This is a genomic window from Neobacillus jeddahensis, from assembly GCF_000612625.1.
In the GTDB taxonomy this organism is placed as follows: domain Bacteria; phylum Bacillota; class Bacilli; order Bacillales; family Cytobacillaceae; genus Neobacillus; species Neobacillus jeddahensis.
Genome location: NZ_CCAS010000022.1, coordinates 12,782 through 34,866 on the forward strand (window position 1 = coordinate 12,782; position 22,085 = coordinate 34,866).

The 22,085-nt window shown below is 39.3% G+C and carries 16 protein-coding genes; 2 read left to right on the forward strand and 14 right to left on the reverse strand.

The annotated features are described in order from the left end of the window. Positions 1-3: 3 nt before the first annotated feature. From TY15_RS11605 to prfB, 6 genes are all read right to left on the reverse strand, one after another. Positions 4-1,311 carry a murein hydrolase activator EnvC family protein gene (locus tag TY15_RS11605; RefSeq protein ID WP_040204184.1) on the reverse strand — a complete coding sequence of 436 codons (1,308 nt, stop codon included), beginning with the start codon at positions 1,309-1,311 and terminating at the stop codon, positions 4-6. Positions 1,312-1,586: 275 nt separating this feature from the next. Continuing rightward, the gene (ftsX, locus tag TY15_RS11610) at positions 1,587-2,480 is read right to left on the reverse strand and encodes a permease-like cell division protein FtsX (RefSeq protein ID WP_040204185.1); all 894 of its coding nucleotides are present in this window, start codon (positions 2,478-2,480) and stop codon (positions 1,587-1,589) included. After that, complete coding sequence (ftsE, locus tag TY15_RS11615) at positions 2,470-3,156, reverse strand: cell division ATP-binding protein FtsE (protein ID WP_040204187.1); 687 nt, start codon at positions 3,154-3,156, stop codon at positions 2,470-2,472. Before ftsE ends, ftsX begins: the two co-directional genes overlap by 11 nt. 278 nt (positions 3,157-3,434) lie before the next feature. Then, on the reverse strand, positions 3,435-3,776 hold the full coding sequence (gene cccB / locus TY15_RS11620; RefSeq protein ID WP_040204188.1) for a cytochrome c551: 342 nt from the start codon (positions 3,774-3,776) through the stop codon (positions 3,435-3,437). A gap of 51 nt (positions 3,777-3,827) precedes the next feature. Continuing rightward, on the reverse strand, positions 3,828-4,655 hold the full coding sequence (locus TY15_RS11625; RefSeq protein WP_392391410.1) for a YitT family protein: 828 nt from the start codon (positions 4,653-4,655) through the stop codon (positions 3,828-3,830). Positions 4,656-4,935: 280 nt separating this feature from the next. Next, a protein-coding gene (gene prfB / locus TY15_RS11630) for a peptide chain release factor 2 (protein WP_096911836.1) occupies positions 4,936-6,037 on the reverse strand; the annotation gives its coding sequence in 2 pieces (ribosomal slippage) (positions 4,936-5,964 and positions 5,966-6,037; 1,101 coding nt in all). 393 nt (positions 6,038-6,430) lie between these two features. Here prfB and TY15_RS24025 point away from each other — a divergent pair. Further along, complete coding sequence (locus TY15_RS24025; RefSeq protein ID WP_052353763.1) at positions 6,431-8,356, forward strand: SEC-C metal-binding domain-containing protein; 1,926 nt, start codon at positions 6,431-6,433, stop codon at positions 8,354-8,356. A 32-nt stretch (positions 8,357-8,388) separates the two neighbouring features. Here TY15_RS24025 and TY15_RS11640 read toward each other — a convergent pair whose 3' ends face one another. The 7 genes from TY15_RS11640 to TY15_RS11670 form a co-directional block, all read right to left on the reverse strand. Further along, positions 8,389-10,251, reverse strand: coding sequence for a cytochrome c3 family protein (locus TY15_RS11640; RefSeq protein ID WP_040204191.1), 1,863 nt, complete (start codon positions 10,249-10,251; stop codon positions 8,389-8,391). Positions 10,252-10,482: 231 nt separating this feature from the next. After that, a complete protein-coding gene (locus TY15_RS11645; protein WP_040204192.1) occupies positions 10,483-11,514 on the reverse strand; it encodes a cytochrome c3 family protein in 1,032 nt (343 codons plus the stop codon). 161 nt (positions 11,515-11,675) lie between these two features. Continuing rightward, the gene (locus TY15_RS11650; RefSeq protein ID WP_040204194.1) at positions 11,676-12,824 is read right to left on the reverse strand and encodes a cytochrome c3 family protein; all 1,149 of its coding nucleotides are present in this window, start codon (positions 12,822-12,824) and stop codon (positions 11,676-11,678) included. Positions 12,825-13,098: 274 nt separating this feature from the next. Next, complete coding sequence (locus tag TY15_RS11655; RefSeq protein ID WP_040204195.1) at positions 13,099-14,067, reverse strand: 6-bladed beta-propeller; 969 nt, start codon at positions 14,065-14,067, stop codon at positions 13,099-13,101. 16 nt (positions 14,068-14,083) lie between these two features. Next, positions 14,084-14,791: a tetratricopeptide repeat protein gene (locus TY15_RS11660; protein ID WP_040204197.1), complete on the reverse strand. Its 708-nt coding sequence runs from the start codon at positions 14,789-14,791 to the stop codon at positions 14,084-14,086. 133 nt (positions 14,792-14,924) lie between these two features. Further along, positions 14,925-16,082 (reverse strand): cytochrome c3 family protein, encoded by a 1,158-nt coding sequence (locus TY15_RS11665; protein ID WP_040204198.1) that lies wholly within the window; start codon positions 16,080-16,082, stop codon positions 14,925-14,927. 26 nt (positions 16,083-16,108) lie between these two features. Beyond that, positions 16,109-17,515, reverse strand: a complete 1,407-nt coding sequence (locus TY15_RS11670) for a cytochrome c3 family protein (protein WP_257000216.1) — start codon at positions 17,513-17,515, stop codon at positions 16,109-16,111. Between the two features lie 525 nt (positions 17,516-18,040). On the opposite strand from TY15_RS11670, the gene secA reads away from it, so the two are divergent. Further along, complete coding sequence (secA, locus tag TY15_RS11675; RefSeq protein WP_040204202.1) at positions 18,041-20,551, forward strand: preprotein translocase subunit SecA; 2,511 nt, start codon at positions 18,041-18,043, stop codon at positions 20,549-20,551. Between the two features lie 124 nt (positions 20,552-20,675). Here secA and TY15_RS11680 read toward each other — a convergent pair whose 3' ends face one another. After that, a complete protein-coding gene (locus TY15_RS11680; protein WP_040204203.1) occupies positions 20,676-21,893 on the reverse strand; it encodes a DUF5667 domain-containing protein in 1,218 nt (405 codons plus the stop codon). Between the last annotated feature and the right edge of the window lie 192 nt (positions 21,894-22,085).

The following is a 22,085-nucleotide window of genomic DNA, read 5'->3' on the forward strand; positions in this document are numbered from 1 at the left end:
CACTTATACGCCTGGAATAATTCCAGCTGGATTAATTTTGTTCGTTTTACCACTATTCCATTCACCCTTATGGAGTTCAAAGTGTAAATGGATACCAGCAGCCTCTCCTGTTGCCCCTTTAGTACCAATAGGTTGCCCTTTCTTAACAGTATCCCCTTCATGAACTAATCTACTTCCGCTTACCATATGTGCATATACGGTTGTATAGATCTGGCCATTTATCATGGAGGTAATCATGATACATTCTCCATAAGAAGAGGAAAGATAAGACCTGAATACAATCCCATCTGCTGCAGCAACGATTGCATCAGAATTCGTTACCTTACCAAAGTCGATTCCATTATGGAAGCTACTGTCAAACGTTCTATAGCCATATCCTGAAGTGACAGGTCCAACCGTAGGCCTTGTAAATGATGAGCTTGAGACTTGTGGAGTTGCTCCTACTGATGAACCTGAACCTGAACCTGAACTTGAACTTTTACTAGAACTTGTGTTTTTACTTGCTTTTGCAGCAGCCGCAGCTGCGGCCTGACGCTCTTGTTCCAGCTTGATTGCCTTTTGGATAGCAATTTCTTGAGATGCTAATACTGACTCTTGCTCTTGTATATCCATAACATGGTCATGCTCTTCTTGTTCCTGGTCAACAAGTGTCGCTAATAATCTATCTTTCTCAGCTTTTTGCGAATTTAATTTCTGATTCATTGTTTCTAAGTCTGCTAGCATCTTTTCTATGCTGGCAAGATCTGTTTCAACTTTGACTTGCTTGTCCACAAGTTCCTTTTTATCCGCCTCATGCTGTTTTAAAATATCCTGATCCGCTTGCATAATCGTCGCAACGGCATTGGCGCGATCAATGAAATCACTAAAACTGCTTGCACCCATTAACACATCCAAGTAATTGACCACTCCGCCTGTTTCTTGATAATTGCGGGCACGATCCTTCAAAAGCACATTTCGTTTCTCAATCCGTTCCTTAATGACACGTATTTCTTCTTGAAGCTTTACAATCTGTGCTTTCGTTTCTTCCACTTTTGCTGTCTTATCCTTAATTTTCACAGTCGTATCACTAATGGCTAAATCAAGGCGTTGCATCTCGTTCTTCACATCAGACTGTTGATCTTGTAAATTACTAATCTTGTCATTTGCTTGATTTAGTTCAGACTCAATCGTGGAACGCTTTTCTTGAATTTTATTTTGTTCCCCTTTTAAACTGGAAATAGACTCAGCTGCTGTTTTAACAGGTGCTCCTCCAAAAACGGTTCCTAAGCCTACCGTTGCTGCAACGGCCATTGTTATTACTGATTTCTTCATTTCCGATTTTTCCCCTCCATCTCTCTATATACAGGTAAATCGTTCTTTATCTGTGTGTACAAAGGTAGTTTTGCCGTGTAACATTCTATCGTTTTCAATCGTTTAAATAGGGTAATAGACTAGTACTCTAGTATTCATTAAATTAGGAAGGAAAAAGGAAACTTGCCGATTGACGAGCCCCTAAGGGCGAAGACAGAGGCATAGTTGCACTTATGCCTGATAGAAAGGTTATACTTTCCGATCGGCCAAAAAGCAAACCTTCCCCTTAAGGAAGGTTATACCTTTAAGAATTTTCTAACAGACATCACACTACCCCAAACGCCAATCAAGGCACCCATCAGAATCAAAATGCCAGAAACCTGATAGATGAATGGATCGAATGGTAGAATTTTGACAAATGTACCCTCAAGCCTTGGACCAATGTAATCGTATGCTCGATAGTAAGCAATTGAAATTAAGATAATTGGTAAAATCGAGCCAAGAATGCCCAGCCATAATCCTTCTAAAAAGAACGGCCAGCGAATAAAGGTATTCGTTGCTCCCACTAATCGCATTATTTTTATTTCTCTTCTTCTTGCGATGATCGTAATTTTAATCGTATTCGAAATTAAAAAGATCGCAGTAAAGAATAAGCCTATGATGAAAACAATCCCTACATTTCGGCTTGCCTTAATAAACTTAAATAATTTTTCAACCTTACCCTGCCCGTATTTTACTTTCGCCACATAATTATACTTGGTCACCTTATCGGCAACTTTCATTGTATCTGTTGGTTTTTTCGTTTTTACGATAAATACATCATTTAATGGATTATCCTGTTCAAATAGCTTGAAGGCCTTCCCCTCTTCACCAAGACTTTTCACTAGATTATCTAGTTCTTCCTTTTTTGGTGAATAGGTAACGCTTTTTACTTCAGGAATTTTCTCCAACTGAGTTTTTAGTGATTGCTGATCATCTTTACTTGCAGCAACATCGATGTGTACGCGGATTTGCACGTCCTCTTCAATGGTTTCAGCCACCCTGTTAAGATTCATCATAATAACGAAAAAGACTCCAACTAAAATTAAGGTAACGGTAACAGCACTAACGGATGCAAAAGTCATCCAGCCATTACGACTGATACTTTTAAGGCTTTCACGGGCGTGACGACCAATTGTCCTAATTTTCATATCCGTAATCACCTCTTTGCTCATCGCGAGCGATCTTTCCAGCTTCAATAGCAATTACGCGATGCTTTATTGTATTTACAATCTCCCTGTTATGGGTTGCCATTACAATGGTTGTTCCTCTTGTGTTAATTTCTTCAAAGATATTCATAATTTCCCACGATGTCTCAGGATCGAGGTTGCCTGTAGGCTCATCCGCAATCACCACTTTCGGTGAATTAACAATGGAACGTGCAATTGAAACACGTTGCTGTTCGCCGCCAGATAACTCGGTCGGAAGCATTCTTGCTTTATGTTTAAGGTTAACAAGATCGAGAACTTCCATTACCCGTTTTTTAATAAATTTAGGTTGTGCTTCTATTACCTCAAGAGCAAAGGCTACATTTTCATAGACTGTTTTACTTGGTAGTAATTTAAAGTCTTGAAAGACCACTCCAAGATTTCTTCTAAACAGTGGAACCTTTTTCATTTTTAATTTGGCAAGATTAACGCCATTCATGGTAATAGTCCCAGAAGATGGCACTTCTTCACGGTACATCATTTTAATAAATGTTGATTTGCCGGCACCACTCGGACCGACTACATAGACGAATTCACCCTGATTAATCTTGACGTCTATTCCATTAATAGCTGTTACGCCATTCGGATACTTTTTATATACTTCTTGTAGTTCTATCATTTTTATCACCTATAGTTAAGTTATTTCGAATATATAAATCGACAATAATCTTCTTTATTTGCAAAATGACCCAAACAACAAACAATATGTGCATAATTTCGCATAGTTTTATTATAACATCATAATTCGCTATTAAAAGCGGTAAAAATATTACAGTTTCTTTTCAAACAATACACAGTTCGACAAAATTCTTCATGAGCAACCCTATTTTTCCACTAAATAAAGGAGATGGAAAAATAAAAAACGCTCTGTTTTTTCTAACAGAACGTTTAGATTGTTTATTTTTTAGCTGCTAACCAATCAGCGATCGAATCAGCGTCATCACCTGATACTAGACCAGCTGGCATTCCACCAGACTTACCATTTTTCAGAATATCTAATATTTCATCCTTCGAGTATCTAGACCCAACCTTTGTTAAATCAGGTCCCACTGCGCCCTTAAGGTCCCCACCATGGCAACTAGAACACTTTTGATCGTAAATCTTTTGTGCGTCACCAGATTGAGCTGTTTCTGTTCCACCATTGTCCTTATCTGCCGATTCATCATCGCCGCCCCCACAAGCAGCAAGTCCCATTACTAGAGAAGTTCCTAGCAATAAGGTTAAGAGTTTTTTCTTCATCTCAATACCCCCTCAAGAAAATATTACCACCAGAGAATTATTATACCAATCCTATGCGCGTTTGAAACCTTCACCAAGCACCTCTGCTGCATCCATAACAACGACAAATGCAGATGGATCTAAGGTTTTGACCAATTGTTTCAATTTTGTGAACTGAGTTTGATCCACCACACACATAAGTACTGGTCGTTCATGGTCCGTAAATCCACCATATGCAGATAGTTTTGTCACACCACGATCAATTTTATTCAAAATACCTTCACGAACTTCATCTTGTTTATCTGTTATGATCATCGCCATCTTTGATCGGCCAAAACCAACTTGAATGAGATCGATGGTTTTACTTGTCACATAAAGGGCGATCAATGCATACAGCCCCTTTTCAATATCAAATACGATCGCGGCAGTAAGGACAATTAACCCATCAATCATGACCACACATCTGCCAAGTGTAAAGCCTGTATATTTATTAATAATCTGTGCAGCTAGGTCGGTCCCACCTGTTGATGCCTTTCCTCGAAAAACAATCCCTAAGCCAAGCCCTACACCAATTCCTCCGAACAATGCGCCTAACAATGCATCATTCGTCCATGGCTCCAAATCCTTGGACAGAAAAACAACAAACGGTAAGAAAATAGTTCCTGCTAGTGTTTTGATCCCAAATTGTTTCCCTAAAAATAGGACGCCAGCTATAAATAGAGGAATATTAAAAGCCCACTGAACATAGGCCGGCTCCCAGCCGAATAAGGTTTTAAAGATCGTACTGATACCACTTACCCCCCCAGATGCTACTTGGTTAGGAAGCAAGAACACATTAAATGACAGCGCAATAATGGCCGCACCAATTAAAACGAATATGTAATCAGCGGCGATTTGCATTTTGGGATGGCTTTGTGTCAAATTGCTTAATAAATTCATACTATTTCTCCTCAAAAATTCTTTCTTCCATAATAAATTCTTGTTGCCGAAAGAGAGTATAGCACGGGAAAAATATAGTGTAAATGGTATTAAATTGACGCATTGAAGGATTAAACCATTACGCTTAGTGTATACCTTAAGCCTATTTTTCATGATGATTCCTGTAGAAATATAAGAGAAGATGATCTTCTTTCGACAAAAAACAGCCTTTGTCGAATTTAGCCGACAAAGGCCACCATGATTATGAAATTCTTGAACGCAAATAAGAATTAATAAACTGATCCAAATCTCCGTCCATAACAGCCTGAACATTCCCACTTTCTGTGCTCGTTCGATGATCCTTGACCATGGAATATGGATGGAAGACGTAGGAACGGATCTGACTCCCCCAACCAATTTCCTTTTGTTCACCGCGGATCTCCAAAAGTTCCTGCTCTTGCTTTTCAATTTCTAATTGATAAAGTTTGGCTTTCAGCATTTTCATCGCTGCCTCGCGGTTTTTTATTTGAGAACGTTCTGCTTGGCATGTGACGACTACGCCAGTTGGTGTATGGGTAATCCGAACAGCTGAGTCAGTGGTATTGATATGTTGTCCACCTGCACCTGTCGCACGATAGGTGTCAATTTTAAGATCTTCTGTGCGAATGTCAACTTGAATTTCATCATTAAATTCCGGCATGACTTCACATGAAACAAACGAGGTATGACGACGGCCAGAGGCATCAAACGGCGAAATCCTCACCAATCGGTGAACACCTTTTTCCGCTTTCAAATACCCATAGGCATTATGACCTTTAATGGCCAGTGTTACACTCTTGATACCGGCTTCATCACCTGGTAGATAGTCCAAGGTTTCTACCTTGAACCCCTTTTTCTCTGCCCAGCGTGTATACATCCGTAAAAGCATCGAGCCCCAGTCTTGCGATTCTGTCCCACCTGCACCAGGGTGAAGCTCCAGGATGGCATTATTTTTATCGTACGCCTCACTTAAGAGTAGCTGCAGCTCAAATTGATTCAAGCGCTCGATAAGCTGTGTCAGCTCTTCTTCCAACTCGGCACGTAGTTCCTCATCATTTTCTTCCTTCACTAACTCATAGCTTAATTCCAGATTTTCATATGAGTCATTCAACTCGGTAAACTCATTGACCTGGTCCTTTAAGCCATTTGCTTCACTTATGACTGTCTGTGCCTTCTCTTGATCATTCCAAAAATCTGGTTGGAGCATCTCATCATCTAGCTCAGCAATTCTGGCTTCTTTATTTTCAAGGTCAAAGAGACCCCCTAAAGTCCGCTAATTTCTTAGCTGATTTCTCAAGTTCGTTCCGAATTTCTGCTAATTCCATTTCCTTCACCTCTATAAAAATAATCATTACGGCCTGTATTACAACCTATTCAGAAAAATAGTGTCAGTTCCTAACCCATTATAACGTGTGTAAGGGATAAAATTCAAAGGCTGACCTTTCAATGCCAAGGATCGGTCATTTTATCTAGGGGTTCACTTCATCGCCCCGGTAGACATATAGAAAGTACGACTTCCACCTTTAAACGTAAAATTCCACCAAATTTCCTTAGTATGTATATATTTCAAACTGTCAAAAATGGTATATTAAATAAGAATAAAGTGGCAAAATGAGGCCATTTAGATTGCTTGTTCATACATAATGAATGAAACTCAATGAAATTACTTGCGGTTCTTGAAAGCGAAAATATTGAGTCAAAAAAAGGAGAAATTTGAGATGGAGAGAATAAACAGGAATGGTCCTTGTCCTTGCGGAAGTGGCAAAAAATATAAAAAATGTTGCGGGGCGAGTGAAGCTGTATCCATCAACGAGATAATTGAAAGTGAAATGGAAGAATTACAAAAGGAACTCCTTCATTTTGCCTACTATCACTTTGGTGAAGCCATTCGCGATGATTTTGAAGATCTGGAAAACACGATTACGATCGAAATTGACGAGGAACGAGAATTTTATGAACTCATTCATGCTATTTGGTTTTCCCTTTTTGATGGATTGGAAAATGAAAATACGATTATGGAGGCCTTTATCACTAAAGAAGCAGGGAAAATTAAACGCCCTAGACTAAGGAATATTTTTCAGACATGGACAAAACCTAGAATAATCGCTGGCAAGGTGGTCAGTAGTAAGCAAAACCATCTTATAGTAGAGGATGGCTTCACATTAGAACAGCTCGATACAATTATGATCGGTGTACCTGACATCATTGAAGAAGGTTCATTCGTTCTCGGCATTCTTTTACCATATGAACAACATTATGTCTTCTATCCAGCACCGTTTAATCTACCAGGATTGAAGCCCGAGCATGCATGGTCTTACATCGAAGATAGTTGTTACGAAGCCGTTTATGATTCTCCACAAGAGTTTTTGAACGATCATTTTATTGAAGTCATGAGTGAGCTACCATTGGTCGGTGGAATGGTGGAAGTGGAGGCAATGGAATGGCCAGCTCCCGTTTACAAACAAGTTGCCGATCTTTTTAAGGAGAAGATGGAGTCACAAATCCCTCCTCCCCTTGTTGACACTGGCCTGATACTCTGGTTTCATTTTTGCCAAAAGAAACAGAAACGGATACAAAGTCCAAATCTTTATGTAGCCGCGCTCCAATATTTAATTTCATTAATCGCTCCACCCGAAGAAATGATGACACAAAAAGAACTCGCCAAACAATACGGGGTTTCCGCTGGAAGTATATCCTCCATTGTATCGGAGCTGGAATCGGAATTAGCTGCGGAAATTGCAGAATTGCTCAGTCTTGATGATGAGGAGGAACTTGAGAACTTATCTGAATACACCAATCCCTCGATTATTGAATTCCCAGGAGGCTTGAAGGTTAAATCAGATGATTTATCAGGACAGATGGTGCAGACGCTTCCAAGCATAGATAAGCCAACGAAGAAAACAGGACGTACCGTGTCTAGACGTGATGAGGAACGAGCTAGAGATTTAATTTATAACGCTTTCCAATCAGAAGGAAAGCAACGCTATAAATTTGCAGAAGAGGCCCTAAAGCAGAATCCTAATTGTGTTGATGCCTATGTCATCCTTGCCGAAAAAACGAAGAGTCTTGAAGAATCGATTTTATTATATGAAAAAGGAATACAGGCTGGGGAACAGGACCTTGGCAAGGCCTTTTTCTCAGAAAATCGAGGATCCTTTTGGGGCTTAATTGAAACTAGGCCGTTTATGCGAGCCAAACTCCATTACGCTGAGGCCCTTTCCCTTTTAGGAAAAATAAACAAGGCCATCCAGCAATATGAGGAGCTACTTGAATTAAATCCAAACGATAACCAAGGGGTTCGCTATTCTTTATTTGTTGCTTATGTGGATTCAGGCCATTTTGAAAAAGCAGCAAAATTACTTCATCAATATGAAGAGCCGTCTGCACAAGGCGTATACAACAAGGTGTTGCTTGAATTGTTTACGAATGGTTTCACTAAAAATGCGGAGATGCTTCTAAAAAATGCTAAACAAGTAAACAGGCATGTTATCTCATATTTGACTGGTAAAAAACGTCTACCTGCCTATCCACCTGACTTTTACGGTTTTGGGGATGAGAATGAGGCGATTGTATATGCGGATATGCATTTGCATTTGTGGAGGAAGATTGATGGGCTTGGGGAATGGCTGAAAGGGATAAAATAAAAAACGAGCGGGAATATTTACCCGCTCGTTTTTTATGGCGTTTCTCCTCCTTTAGGAGCATGCGCAGCCTCAACGAATGAATTGTTGTTGCTATGGCATTCCGAACATAGTTGCTCACTGTTTTTATCGTGACCACTATTGTTAGGATCAAGAGATTTTTCTGTTATTTTATCATAAATGGCATTCCCAGTTTTACCGTACAGAACTGTTTTACCATTGTGACAGGATAGGCAGAAGTCTCGTTGAGATGAAGCATCCCATTCACCACTTGCTTTCGTAAACTTCGCATCCACATCTGATTGAATATTCCCAAGCTGTTGTCTTAACATTTTCATATTTGACGATCCATGAGTTTCATGACATTCTGCACATGGGAGCTGTCCATTTAGGGAACTTCCGCTATCATCTGTTGCAACAATGTTATGGCCAGATTGACCTGTAAGCGCATCATTTTGGTAATATTGTTGAATATCTGAAATTAGTTCACCACTTTTTTCATCTACTGTTTTACCATTATGGCAACTTAAACAAAGGGAAAAATCACTTGAAACTCCTGTGGCCGTGCTTGCTTTTTTATACGTAAAAAAAGGATTTACGTTAGCATCTGAACCTGCGTTACTATGCATACTTGTTGGATTTTCTTTCGATCCTGGAGTATGTGGATTATGACAGCTTGAACAAGCCACACTTGTATCTTTATTATGTTCATTTTCTAAATTAGAATTTTCAAGTTTTGGTGAACCATTCGTCCCATCGTGACAGGCTAAACATAAGTCATTCCCATTTGATCCATATTTCCCACCTTCAAGAGTGGGTGACGTTCCATTATGAGTACTATGACAAAATGCACATGCATTGGTCACATTGGAAAATGGCCCATGGATATAGTCCTTCTCCCTGACCTGATTCCCTTTATCAGCATCAAATTGATAATTTTCATAATTTCCACTGACTGTCGTAAATTTCAGGAATCTAGGAATAATCTCTTCACCAGAAACATTCGAAAATTTAGGATTTAGATAAATATAATAAGAAGTACCTGAGTCAAACTGTTTGTCAGGAGTAAAAGTGTAAATGTAAGAACTAATCTCATCCGTAATCTTAGTCGTTCTCTCTAACTTTTCTTTACCAGTAATATCTCCAAATAACGTAATCAAAGGTTGAGTTTCAGTTAATGCATCATTACTTCTTACATCAATTAATATTTTATAGTTCAAAGGAACTCGTGTCATATCTTCAGCTGGAAGATAGCTGCTAGGTGCATCCTTCCCTGGCATATAATCATCCACTGCATCTATGGGAATAAGATACATTTTGGCCATATACGGTCTTTTAGTTGTTTCCTCAGCCGATAATTGACTAATATTAATTTTTTCTGTAGAAGGTTGAACTTGATTGATTGCCTCATTTTCAGATATCTCTTGTTCAGATGTCTCTTGTTCAGCATTCTCTTCCTTTTCTGCTGGCATAACAGTAAAGGACTGATCAAGCTTAGTGCTAACTCCATCCTCATCAGTTACCACAAAGGTGATGGTATGAGGCCCCTCACTGAATTCCTTAGTAAAAGAGAAATCTGCAGATTGCTCCTCACTTGTGATGATAAGCTTACCTGTATCTGTAATATCAAGTGGTTGCTCAACATCACTTAATTGTTCAAACACTTTTACTGAAAGTTCGTCAGGTGATGTCAGATCATCTGAAATTTCCCCTGTAAATTCAACCGTTGGAACATTAAACACTGCCCCTACAGCATCTGGTGTCACGATATTTATTTCTGGGACACCTGTGGCGGAATGAACAATGTCTTCAGGAGAATATAAAAGGAGGGAACTTAAAATAACGCTCCAAATAACAAAGTATGAAATTAGCTTTCGTTTGTAGTTCATCCTTTTCATGATATTCATCCTTTACTTTGTGCAAAATAGAAATATAAAAGGTTTAAATTTATTATATCAACTGAAATATCATTAATTATCAGCGTTAAGTTAAATATTTTTGACAATTTGGTACCATCTTAAAATAATAAAAGAAGGCAGCAATAACTACTAACACCGCCTTCTTTATTAAATGATTTGGTTAAACCATCTGTAAAGTTAACGAACAGTAAATCTATTGGTCAGTCTCGTTTATTTAGTTGGTTTACCAGAGTAGTTTCCGCCTGCTACTGGAGGAGTATCTAACTTATGTGTAGATTGGTGACAAGCCCAACATACTGTCATGTTAGTATATTTCTTGATAGAGGAACCGCCTTCACTGATATCCTTCATATAAGCTTCAGCTTTCTCTTGAGTCCAGCCTGACTTCACGTAATCAGCAACGGTTTTACCAGCAGTATCTTTCAATAAAGTAATGTCAGTACCGTGTGCGTAGTGACAGCTTGCACAGTTACGACCTGCTTTAAAGCTATTTGTAGTGTGTGAATAGTGACCATCAACACGCTTAGCGCCACTAGACTTTAAGTAATCTTCGTGACAAGTAGAACAGAAATTAGAATATACACGTTGCGGTACGGTAGGCGAATCTTCGTTTACAAATACAGGACCATTAGATTTATAAATTTTCAAACCAGTAGGCCCTGTGACAAGATTAATATCTTTATAATCAGGGTCTTCAACTAAGTCGAGATCAATTGCCGCCGTAGAATATGTTTTACCATTAACAGTTGTATTTAATAAACGATCGTTCGTAGATCCGTGTGGATTATGACAGCTTGAACACTGTAATTCTCCTTCGGTTGGTGTTAAAGCACCTGGAGCTGAACTAATTGCCACTGTGCCTACATTGTGCATAGAAGAACTATCATGTGTGCTATTGAAAACACCTGCACCAGAGTTTTTTTCTACATTATAAAAGCCCAAAGTACCATCATGACAAGTTAAACATAAATCAGATTCAGTTTCTTCGAATTTCAATAATGTTGCACTGTCCCCATTGTGGGTGCTGTGACAGTTACCACAAGAGTTTGTGTTGTTTTGAAAATTACCGTGCGTTCTGTGTGTTGCTACGTTACCATTGTTATCGATTGTGCCAACGTTAATGCCAGGTGCTGGGTTGCTTGGTGTAGGAACAAATGGTTCCTCAGCAGAGGCAATGGCTGCAAACATGCTTAACATGATAAGAGCAAATAGGGTAGAAAAGCCTATTTTAATCTTACTCATTTTTAAAAACCTCCCAAATTTCTCTCTCTAACATTTTTCTCTCTTTTTCTCTTTGAAATAATATTGATAGAAAAACAAGGTAGTAAAAAACTATTACTACCTTGGTTTCATGTTTACTTTTTAAGAACTAACTAATAGCAGGGCTATTTGTTGGCCTTTTATTATTTGATGTTAGCCTTTTCGTTGAATGTTGGAGCCCAGCCATGTCTTGAACTCCATACCCAGTTCCATAGTTCACCAGTTCCAGCCCATGGATCTCCAATTTGTGTTGGCATTGGCCCGTTCCAAGCATCTCCTTGATTGGCTGGTGGTGTACCAATTAGTCCTTCATTGTGGCTAGATGTATGACATGTGTAACAAACAGCCATGTTAGTGTACTTCTTGAGTGAAGAACCTTTTTCACTTATGTCTTTCATGTAAGCTGTCGCAACTGCTTCAGTCCAGCCTTTACCGCCTTCTGCAACTGGTTTCATGTAATCTTCAATTGTTTTACCTGCAACGTCTTTCAACAAGGTAATATCAGTACCGTGAGCGTAGTGACAGCTTGCACAGTTACGTCCTTGTGAAGAGCTGTTTGTTGTATGCGAGTAGTGGCCAAGAGCCGTTTTAGTTCCGCTGCCAGTGTCATAAGTGTCATGACATGCAGCACAGAAATTAGCATAGTTTACTTTGTCCTCATTACCCAAAGGACCTTTTGAGGTTGTAATCTTTAATCCAGACATGTCTGAAGCGTTGTTGATTGCTGCATATGCTGGATCTTCTGTTAAATCAAGTTTGATCGGTGTTGTTGAAACAGTAACACCTGCAACAGTATTATTCAATAAACGGTCGTTAGTAGTACCATGTGGATTGTGGCAGCTGGAGCACTGCAATTCTTCTGTCGATTTATTGTCTAATGCACCAGGAGCTGAACCAATTTCAACTGTACCTACATTGTGCATTGAAGCACTTTCATGAGTAGTATTGAAAGTTCCGGCACCTGAACCTTTTCCTAATACGTTATAGAAGCCTAAAGTACCATCGTGGCATGTTAAACATAAGTCAGCCTCAGTTTCTGTGAACTTTAATAAGTTTGCACCGTCTGCCTGGTGGGTACTGTGGCAGTTGGCACAAGAGTTTGTGTTGTTTTGGAAATTTCCGTGTGTTTTATGCTGATTGACTTGACCGTTGTTATCAATTGTTCCAACATTAATCCCAGGTGCTGGATTACTAGGTGTTGGTGTGAACTCTTCTGCAGAAGCAAGAGCAGCAAACATGCTTAGCAAGATAAGCGTAAGCAATGCTGAAAAACCTAATTTTACCTTATTCATTTTCTAAAACCTCCCAAATTTCATCTCTCTTTTTTCTCTCTAGTATACTTTTACCTCTAAAGCGATAGCTCCTTCTTCTTTTCGCATCACCACCTTTAAGGAAGATTCACCTTACTTTTGTGAATGATTTACTGCAGATTCAAGGAAAACCTTCCTAAATTCCTTGTATTATTGTAAACACCTTCTAACATCGAAGGGAGGTTAACGAATGTTTTCCGTGTTACAACAACTGCATGTTTTCTGTTAAAAACACCACATTGTAAGAAGAAACTAATCAGTAAAACACTGATACTCTTTGATTGATCGTATCTGTTACAAATATTTCATCTCTGTCATCAATATATAGTCCATTAGGAAGATATAGCTTGCCATTTTCTGTTCCCATACCACCTAATATCTGTACTTCTTTTCCATCCTTGTCATACGCATAGATGTTATGAGATAGGTTGCTTACAATATAAACAGTTCCATTAGAATCAAGGGCAACTCCTCGTGGATTCACAAACAATGGTGAGCCTTTTCCATCTTTTGAACCGTTAATTACATTCAGAAACTTACCATCTTCATCAAAAACCTGGACTCTGTTATTTCCAGAGTCTGTGACATAAATTTGATGATTATCTTTGTTCACTGCAACCGCATTAGGAGCAATAAACTTGCCTTCGTCCTGTCCCGCACTGCCAATTTCCATTAGCTTTTTGCCTTCTAAATTAAATATTAATAACTTGTTTGATTTAATATCCGTGACATATAGCTTCTCATCGTAAATGCGCAGACCAGCTGGTGATTGAATCGCTTTATCCTTGTCAGGGAAGTATTTAATAAATTCCCCTTTTGCATTAAAGATTGAAATGTTGCCATTATACATATCAGCGACATAAATATTTTCATCTTCATCGCCTGCAATCCCATATGGAAATTGGAATTGTCCTTTATCTGTCCCTGCTTTACCAAACTTCAGGACGTTGTTTCCGTTTTGATCATAAACTTGTACTTGAGTGTTTTTTGTGTCTGTTACATATATTCGATCACCAATTTTAGTTACATCCATTGGCTTATTAAGCGGGTTTTCAAAGCTTCCGTAAAATGATTGACGAAATTCCGGATCTCCTCCAGTAGGGTTTGCTGATGCAACAATAGGTTTTAGTGCTGGGCCTAAATCCAAAAAAGTGATGGCCGAGAATATGGCAACAGAAAGCACAACCATTGCACTCATCCATATATATGCAGTTGTTTTTTTCAATTCAAGTCATCTCCTTTTAATTGCTGTCATTATCTTTTGCTGCTAATCTAGTTAATGCTTCCGTAGCTGGTTTATAAAGTGGATCGTAGCTTAATGCTTTTTTGTATAGTTCCTCTGCATCCTTCACTTTTCCTTGATCCTCTGCAACTCTGCCAATCTCAAAAATAATATCATTATTAACTGGCATTAGCTTATCTGCCTCTTGAAGTGATGCAAGTGCTTCTTTGAACATTTTAAGCTTTCGATAAACCATTCCTTCTAATAAGTGACCCTTATAGTCCTTAGGAGCTAATTCCACAGCTTTTTTCGCTTGTTTAAGAGCATCGTCATAACGCTTTTCGTCGTTATAGACAAGTCCAAGATTAAAATAGGCACCTACGTTCTTTTTATCTAAATCAATTGCCACTAATAGCTGTTTTACCGCATCCTCATTCTCACCATTTAGATGGTATGAGTAACCCAGATTTACACGATGTTCTGGTTTGTTAGGTTCTTTACTAACTAATCCCTCATAATAACTAATTTGTTGATCCATTCTATTTTGGTCATTATTTGTCCAAATGAATCTATCACAAATCAAATAGCCGCCAATCAGACTAATCAGAAGTGTTGCAATAATAAACGAGAATCCCTGTAGCTTAGTAAAGCGATCATTACGTTTATTTGTTCGAGTTTCCTCATTTTCCGCTGCCTTTTCTATAATTGGGAGTTCTTGGGCCTCCATAAGTATCCTCCTCATAATGCTCAGGTATTTTCTGTAGGAATCCTAGAAAAACTTTTCAAGATTGAAACCTACTCTAAATCTAGAATTCTTAATTCGATATGGGAGCAGCCCAAACGCACTTGGGCTGATTATCTTAGCTTTTATGACAACTTGTGCATGTCTTTTTGACATGACAGGTGTAACATCTTTCTTCCGGTTTCTTAACATTATCGACTGGAATAGGGTGATTTTCACGCCAGTTTGTAAGATGCTTCTTCTGGTGACAACTAGAACAATTTACTGCATTATTGCTAGCAGTATTTGTTCGATTAGGATCATGACAGGTATAACATTTTTGTTCATCTTTGCTAGCTTCTGTGCCGTGATTTCCGATAAATGAAGTGGTATGACTCGCTGGCCGTGTTTTATGACACTCCTGGCAGAAGGTATTTTCCTTTGCATAGGTGTGTTCATCCTTCTTGGCTTGATCAGTATCAATTTCTAGATATTTCTCAAGTGTGGTAGTTTCTTCATACCCTTCTAATTTTGCAGTTGACATATATTGATGGCATGAATTACAATCCTCTAAATCTGTTTTCGCCTTCAATCCATGTGTTTTAGTTTTAAAGTCTGCTTCTTTATGGCTTTTCGGGATCATTCCTGTATCATGACAGGCACTACATTCCGTCGTGATTTTTCTTGCAGTATGGCAATCCATACAGGTTTCCATCGTAGGGCGGGTGAATTTTAAATCCGCCATTGCTGCTTTTCCAGCCTCGCTATCCCATTTATCGTAGTCAGTTTTAAAAGTCATATTCCGATCGGCAATTTCGCCGTGGGCGACACTACTATGGCACTGCGTACATTTGATTTTTTTATCTTTATGCTGACTATGATCAATAATAATATCCCCTGATGCAGTTACTGATCGATTGGACATATTATGACAGCTTTCACATGCACTATCAGGTATCTCTTTCGGCATTCGAATAATTGCTGCTGATATATCCTCTTCATTTCTTAAATTCCTAATCACTCCATCTGCTTTATCCTTCGCTATCTGCTTTATCCCCGGATCAGTATGACAGTTAACACAATCGACTTCTCTATGAGTGGAAGCTTTCCACGTATAGACCTCAGGTTTCATCTCATGACAAGATGAACAAAACTCTGAGCTAGAGGTAGCCTTTAGCCCAGAGAACCCCAGTGAAAGGAAGATGACTATAAAAAACAGTGAAAGAGTCATAAATTTTATTAATTTATAGCGATAACGAGGAGGGGCTGACAGATCTTGTTTGTGATTATCATCCATAAAAGCGTCCCCCCAGATCCAAGTTTTTAGTTTTTAACATCATCTTTAAAGCCTGTTCTATGGCAATACTGGCAATATACATCTGTTGAAGCTTTTGCATCGGTTGAATCTGCTTTTGGTTTATCGCGATCGTGACAAACGAAACATTCAGCTTTCATATCATTTGTTTTTGCCTTATCTGCGTGACTTGTTAACCATTGATCGCTATCGCCATGACTTTCAGGTCGATCAGAATGGCAGGCGCTACAGAATTTATTTGTTCGGGCTTGTTCTTTTGCAAGCGTCACATTTGGTGTGTATTTATTAACTTTTTGATCGCCCATTTTTAAGAGTGATAGAATATCCTCTTTTGGAATTTCTCTTACCCATTTTGAATCTTGGTGACAGTTCATACATTTATCTAGCTGTTGTACAGCTGTCTCACCATGACCATTACTCCAGTTTACATCTTGGTGCGTCTTTGGAATTTCTGTTTGCTTGTGACAAGTTTTACATTCCATTGAGAGCTTAACATCTTTTGTTTGCTTGCCGATTGCCTGTAAAATGAGATCTTGTGTCTTTTCCTCATGTACAGCTACAGTCTCTTCTGTTGCCTCGGTTGCTTCCCCTTCTGTGGTTGCTACCGTTGTTGCTTTACCCTCTTCTTTGTTCTTATCGATTTCCTTCTCTACTTCCTCTGGATTAGGAGGAACGTTGTAGGCTGGATCTTTCCAAGGCTTTTCACCGTTATTTACTTTGTCATGACAGTCAATACAGGTACCCATATTTGGTCGTAAGTATTTTTCTTCCATCATTTTTTCGGCACTTTCCTTGGTCCATTTACCACGAACTTCTTCCGTATTGATTCCACGTGTAGCCATCTTCGCATGAACAACCCCTGCGTGACAGGAAATACAAGGAATACCTTCTTCAATATGTCCTTTGTGATTCACTTTTAGGTCGCCAGATGCCGTTACGAGACGGTTTTTGGAGTGACATTGTAAACAGTTTTCGTTTGAAACTGCCTCTTCTTCAGTTTGAACAATTTGTTCTGGTACACCAGTTACATGATAGTAAACTTCTTTTAGCGACTTCATTTTGTGTGTCAGCATATTGATCGTACCTGGTTTAATATGACACTGAACACAGGTAATCTGGTTATGCGCACTAGCTGTATACGATGAATATTCAGGCGCCATTTCATGACAGCTTGAACAGAATGATGGTGAATTTGTAAATGAAATCACACCATATCCTCCTCCAAATAAAACAATACAGCCCACTAGTGAAGCGAATAATAATTTCCATCTGTTAACTGGATTTTTCCAATCTATACTTCGGAACTTTCGCCAAAGTCTTCGTATTGGGCCGACTTTCTTTCTATCTTCTCTTGATTCGGGTTCTGTCTCTCTATTTTTTTTCCCCCAAAAGGCCACAGTACTCACCCTTCCCATTTTGGATTTACTCTCTATTTATGTTCCTAATTAACCTCTCTAAAGGTAGTATCTAACATTGCAAGGGTATATTCCAATGTACAATTTGTGAATATTTCCGCATAATAAACCACAATCACCTTTACACTAATAACATCATATAAACGTTGTTATTACAGGGTTAGTTACCAACATACTAGTAGTGTTTAACTAACACGAAATTAATTTTTATACATCCCAACCTACATTTATTCATTTTTTATACATTTGTAAAGTGAGAAATGTTTCACTTCTCAACAATCCAATCTGTTTTGCCATCAGTCTGCCATAATTGTCGAAAAATCGAACATTTAACGACGAGGATCCACAATTTAAAAATCGGCTTGCACTATAATAGAAGAATGACAATCCACGCTCCAGCGGCTACATTGTTGTCACTGTTTTAAGGAAATGGTAAGATGAATAAGAAAATTATCGAATGAATTTAGACATGTTTTTTTGAAAATTAAATTTTTGAGTCTCGATAAAAAGGAGCGTTCATCAGGTATGGGGATTTTAAATAAAGTGTTTGATCTGAACAAACGCGAGCTGAAAAGGTTAGACAAGCTTGCCTTGAAAATTGACGCACTTGCGACAGAAACGGAAAAGCTAACAGACGATCAACTTCGTGAGAAAACAGAGGAGTTCAAGGCACGCTATCAAAATGGCGAAACATTGGATGACCTGCTCGTTGAAGCCTTTGCGGTTGTTCGCGAGGGTGCACGCCGTGTGCTTGGTCTGTATCCTTACCATGTACAGCTAATGGGGGGAATTTCTCTTCACGAAGGTAACATTTCCGAAATGAAGACAGGGGAAGGTAAAACATTAACCGCTACGATGCCTGTTTATTTAAATGCCCTCTCTGGTAAAGGCGTACACGTTGTGACAGTTAACGAATATTTGGCAAGTCGTGACGCATCTGAAATGGGTGAGCTCTATCAGTTTTTAGGCCTAACCGTTGGCTTGAATTTGAACAGTATGGATAAGGATGAAAAGCAAGCGGCCTATGCTTGTGATATTACGTATGGAACGAACAATGAATTGGGATTTGACTACTTGCGTGATAACATGGTCCTTTATAAGGAGCAAAAAGTGCAACGTCCGCTCTTTTATGCCGTTATTGACGAAGTTGACTCCATTTTAATTGATGAAGCACGTACTCCACTGATCATTTCAGGATCAGCTCAGAAATCTGCTGTACTATATGTCCAAGCGAACGCATTCGTCAGGGTATTAACCAAGGATACTGATTACACCTATGATGAGAAAACAAAAGGCGTTATGTTGACAGAAGAAGGGATTAGCAAAGCGGAGAAGGCCTTTGGGATCGAAAACCTTTTTGATATGTCACATGTTACATTGAACCATCATATTAACCAGGCCTTAAAAGCGAATGTCAGCATGCACCTCGATATTGATTATGTTGTCCAGGATGGCGAAATTATTATCGTTGACCAGTTTACTGGCCGTTTGATGAAGGGGCGCCGCTATAGTGAAGGGTTGCATCAAGCAATTGAAGCAAAAGAGGGTCTTGAGGTACAAAATGAAAGCATGACGATGGCCACCATTACATTCCAGAACTACTTCCGGATGTATGAAAAATTAGCTGGTATGACCGGTACGGCCAAAACGGAAGAAGAGGAATTCCGCAACATCTATAATATGAATGTTATCGTCATTCCAACTAACCGACCGATTGCTCGTGATGACCGTCCAGATTTAATTTACTCTTCAATGGATGGTAAGTTCCGTGCGGTCGTTGAGGATATTGCTGAGCGTAATCAAAAAGGACAACCCGTTCTTGTTGGTACAGTTGCGATTGAAACATCTGAATTAATTTCAGCTTATTTAGCTAAAAAACGCATTCAACACAATGTCTTGAATGCAAAAAATCATGAGCGTGAAGCCGAAATCATTGCCGAAGCAGGTCATAAAGGCTCTGTTACGATTGCCACCAACATGGCTGGTCGTGGTACCGACATTAAGCTTGGTGAAGGTGTTATCGAGCTTGGTGGCCTTGCAGTTATTGGTACGGAGCGTCATGAAAGCCGACGGATCGATAACCAACTCCGTGGCCGTTCGGGACGTCAAGGGGACCCTGGTGTTACCCAGTTCTACTTATCGATGGAAGACGAATTAATGCGTCGATTTGGGTCTGACAATATGAAAGCGATGATGCAAAAGCTCGGCATGGATGACACCCAGCCTATTCAGAGTAAGATGGTGTCACGTGCTGTTGAATCAGCCCAAAAACGGGTTGAGGGTAACAACTTCGATGCCCGTAAACAGCTCTTACAATATGACGACGTTTTACGCCAACAACGTGAGATTATTTACTCCCAACGTGATGAAGTGTTAGAGTCCGAGAATCTTCGTGATATTGTTGAGAAGATGATCGTAAACTCAATTCAACGTAATGTTGATGCCCATGCCTCACGTCACGAGGATGAGGAAGATTGGGATCTTCAAGCAATTGGGGAATATGTTCATGCTACCCTTTTACAAGAGGGTGATATTACCGTTGATGACCTAAAAGGCAAAGATCCTGAGGAAATCGTTGAAACGATTTTTGCAAAAGTAAAGGAACGCTATGAGGAGAAAGAACAAATTCTTTTCCCTGAACAAATGCGTGAATTCGAAAAGGTTGTCACCTTACGGGCGGTTGACTCTAAGTGGACGGACCATATTGATGCAATGGATCAGCTACGCCAAGGAATCCATTTGCGTGCTTATGGACAAATTGATCCGCTTCGTGAGTACCAACATGAAGGCTTTGCGATGTTTGAAGCGATGATTCAATCGATCGAGGATGAAACAGCCATGTACATCATGAAGGCTGAAATTCGCAACAACCTTGAGCGCCAGGAGGTTGCAAAGGGACAAGCGGTTAATCCGAAAGATGACGGCGAACCGGTTAAGAAAAAGCCAAAGGTGAAGCAAATCGATGTTGGTCGTAATGACCCATGTATTTGTGGCAGTGGCAAAAAGTACAAGAACTGCTGTGGGGCAGCAAAATAATAAAGTGAAACGGTGAATCCGCAGGATGTTCCGTTTATACAAAAGCGAGAGTCGACATATGAGTGTCGGCTCTCGCTTCATTTGTATCGTTTATTTTATCTTTTGCAACTACAGGGTATTCTACTTAGTGATTACCCTTATCGTTACCTTTTCCATTTTCTTTTGCTACAGCATTTGTGGGTCCTTCTTGCGATTTTTGCTCGGGTTTAGAGGGTACGATTGCCTGCTTTTCTTTTGTTGCTGCCGATTGCTGTTTTACTTCCACTCTTTCTGCTGCTTCCTGTTGTTTTGCTTCCCCTTTTACCGCTGCTGCTAGAGTCTTTGCTTGCGCTTTTGAGGAGGCTTCTAGTTGCTTAACTTCCGCCTTTTCTGCATCAGTTTGTTCGGCCTCGGTTTTAACTATCTCTTGATCTGCTTCTGTTGCTATTTCTTCACTGTCCGTTTTATCGTTCTTTTTGTCAGACATTTCTTTTCCAAGCGATGCCTGATTTTCAGGTAATTCTTCAGTTACGAATTTCCCCTTCATCTCTTGCATTTTATCAGCAAGATTTGGATCCTTTTCTTCAAGCTTTCCAAGCCTTTTATCAAGTTTAACAAATGATTTTTGAATATTTTTCATAAGTGCTTGTTGAGCGGTTGGATTTTTCACATTTCCTAAGGCCATTAATAACGCATCAATGTTGTGAGCAAGCTTACTTTCAGCAGTAACCTCCACTTGATCGGAAGATTCCTCCTCATTACGACTGTCCTCAGTATCTGAAGTTTCGTCTAAATTCGTTAATTCTTCACTTGCCTGTTCTTGAGTCGCAATAGCTTCTTTTAAAAGTTCAGCTGCCTCATCTGCTTTACCGTCAGCAAATAAAACATTCGCTTCTGCAATCCGTTCAGCTGAAAATTCCGCCAAAAGCTTTGCCTCTTTATAATCATCCGCTGTAATGGCCAGACGTATTTTTTCAGTCATGATCTTTACAAAATAAAAGAAATCACCAGGAACTAAAGAAGGCTCATCAACTTCTTGTTGTTCAGATTCTTCCGTTGTGTTGGGGGTAGCTTCTTCTGAACCCCCTGATACTTGTTCTTCAGAAGATGAATTTGTTTCGTCAGCGGCCGGTTCTACAAACTCAGCTGCTGTGCCGTTATCATCCGCACTAGTCTCCACTAATTCTGTCTCTGTGCTAGTTTCTCCTCCTACCATTTCAGTCGGTTCGGTAGTCGTCAGTGTTGATGCAAATGGTTCAGTCTCCTCACCATTTGCAAAAGCTGAGCCTGTCCCCATGGAGAAAATAAGTGTTGAAGCAAGTATCCCACTCGTTAGTATATAGGTCAGTTTGTTTGTAGACATGTTGTAAATTTGCCCCCTTTTAATTGATACTAAACAGTTCGTCAATCAATGAAGAATTTTGGTGGTTCTTAAAAAAAATCTTAACCTTTATTTTAATATTAATAAATGATCAGTATTTTCCACCTCTGTGGATTAAAATAATTTAATTATTTCCATAAAAAAAACACCGCCCCATTCCTGGAGCAGTGTTTC

Excerpts from the sequence above, each read along its gene's own strand:
- TY15_RS11605 (WP_040204184.1), bottom strand. The coding sequence starts at position 1,311 with ATGAAGAAATCAGTAATAACAATGGCCGTTGCAGCAACGGTAGGCTTA.
- ftsX (WP_040204185.1), bottom strand. The coding sequence starts at position 2,480 with ATGAAAATTAGGACAATTGGTCGTCACGCCCGTGAAAGCCTTAAAAGT.
- ftsE (WP_040204187.1), bottom strand. The coding sequence starts at position 3,156 with ATGATAGAACTACAAGAAGTATATAAAAAGTATCCGAATGGCGTAACA.
- cccB (WP_040204188.1), bottom strand. The coding sequence starts at position 3,776 with ATGAAGAAAAAACTCTTAACCTTATTGCTAGGAACTTCTCTAGTAATG.
- TY15_RS11625 (WP_392391410.1), bottom strand. The coding sequence starts at position 4,655 with ATGCAAATCGCCGCTGATTACATATTCGTTTTAATTGGTGCGGCCATT.
- TY15_RS24025 (WP_052353763.1), top strand. The coding sequence starts at position 6,431 with ATGGAGAGAATAAACAGGAATGGTCCTTGTCCTTGCGGAAGTGGCAAA.
- TY15_RS11640 (WP_040204191.1), bottom strand. The coding sequence starts at position 10,251 with ATGAAAAGGATGAACTACAAACGAAAGCTAATTTCATACTTTGTTATT.
- TY15_RS11645 (WP_040204192.1), bottom strand. The coding sequence starts at position 11,514 with ATGAGTAAGATTAAAATAGGCTTTTCTACCCTATTTGCTCTTATCATG.
- TY15_RS11650 (WP_040204194.1), bottom strand. The coding sequence starts at position 12,824 with ATGAATAAGGTAAAATTAGGTTTTTCAGCATTGCTTACGCTTATCTTG.
- TY15_RS11660 (WP_040204197.1), bottom strand. The coding sequence starts at position 14,791 with ATGGAGGCCCAAGAACTCCCAATTATAGAAAAGGCAGCGGAAAATGAG.
- TY15_RS11665 (WP_040204198.1), bottom strand. The coding sequence starts at position 16,082 with ATGGATGATAATCACAAACAAGATCTGTCAGCCCCTCCTCGTTATCGC.
- TY15_RS11670 (WP_257000216.1), bottom strand. The coding sequence starts at position 17,515 with ATGGGAAGGGTGAGTACTGTGGCCTTTTGGGGGAAAAAAAATAGAGAG.
- secA (WP_040204202.1), top strand. The coding sequence starts at position 18,041 with ATGGGGATTTTAAATAAAGTGTTTGATCTGAACAAACGCGAGCTGAAA.
- TY15_RS11680 (WP_040204203.1), bottom strand. The coding sequence starts at position 21,893 with ATGTCTACAAACAAACTGACCTATATACTAACGAGTGGGATACTTGCT.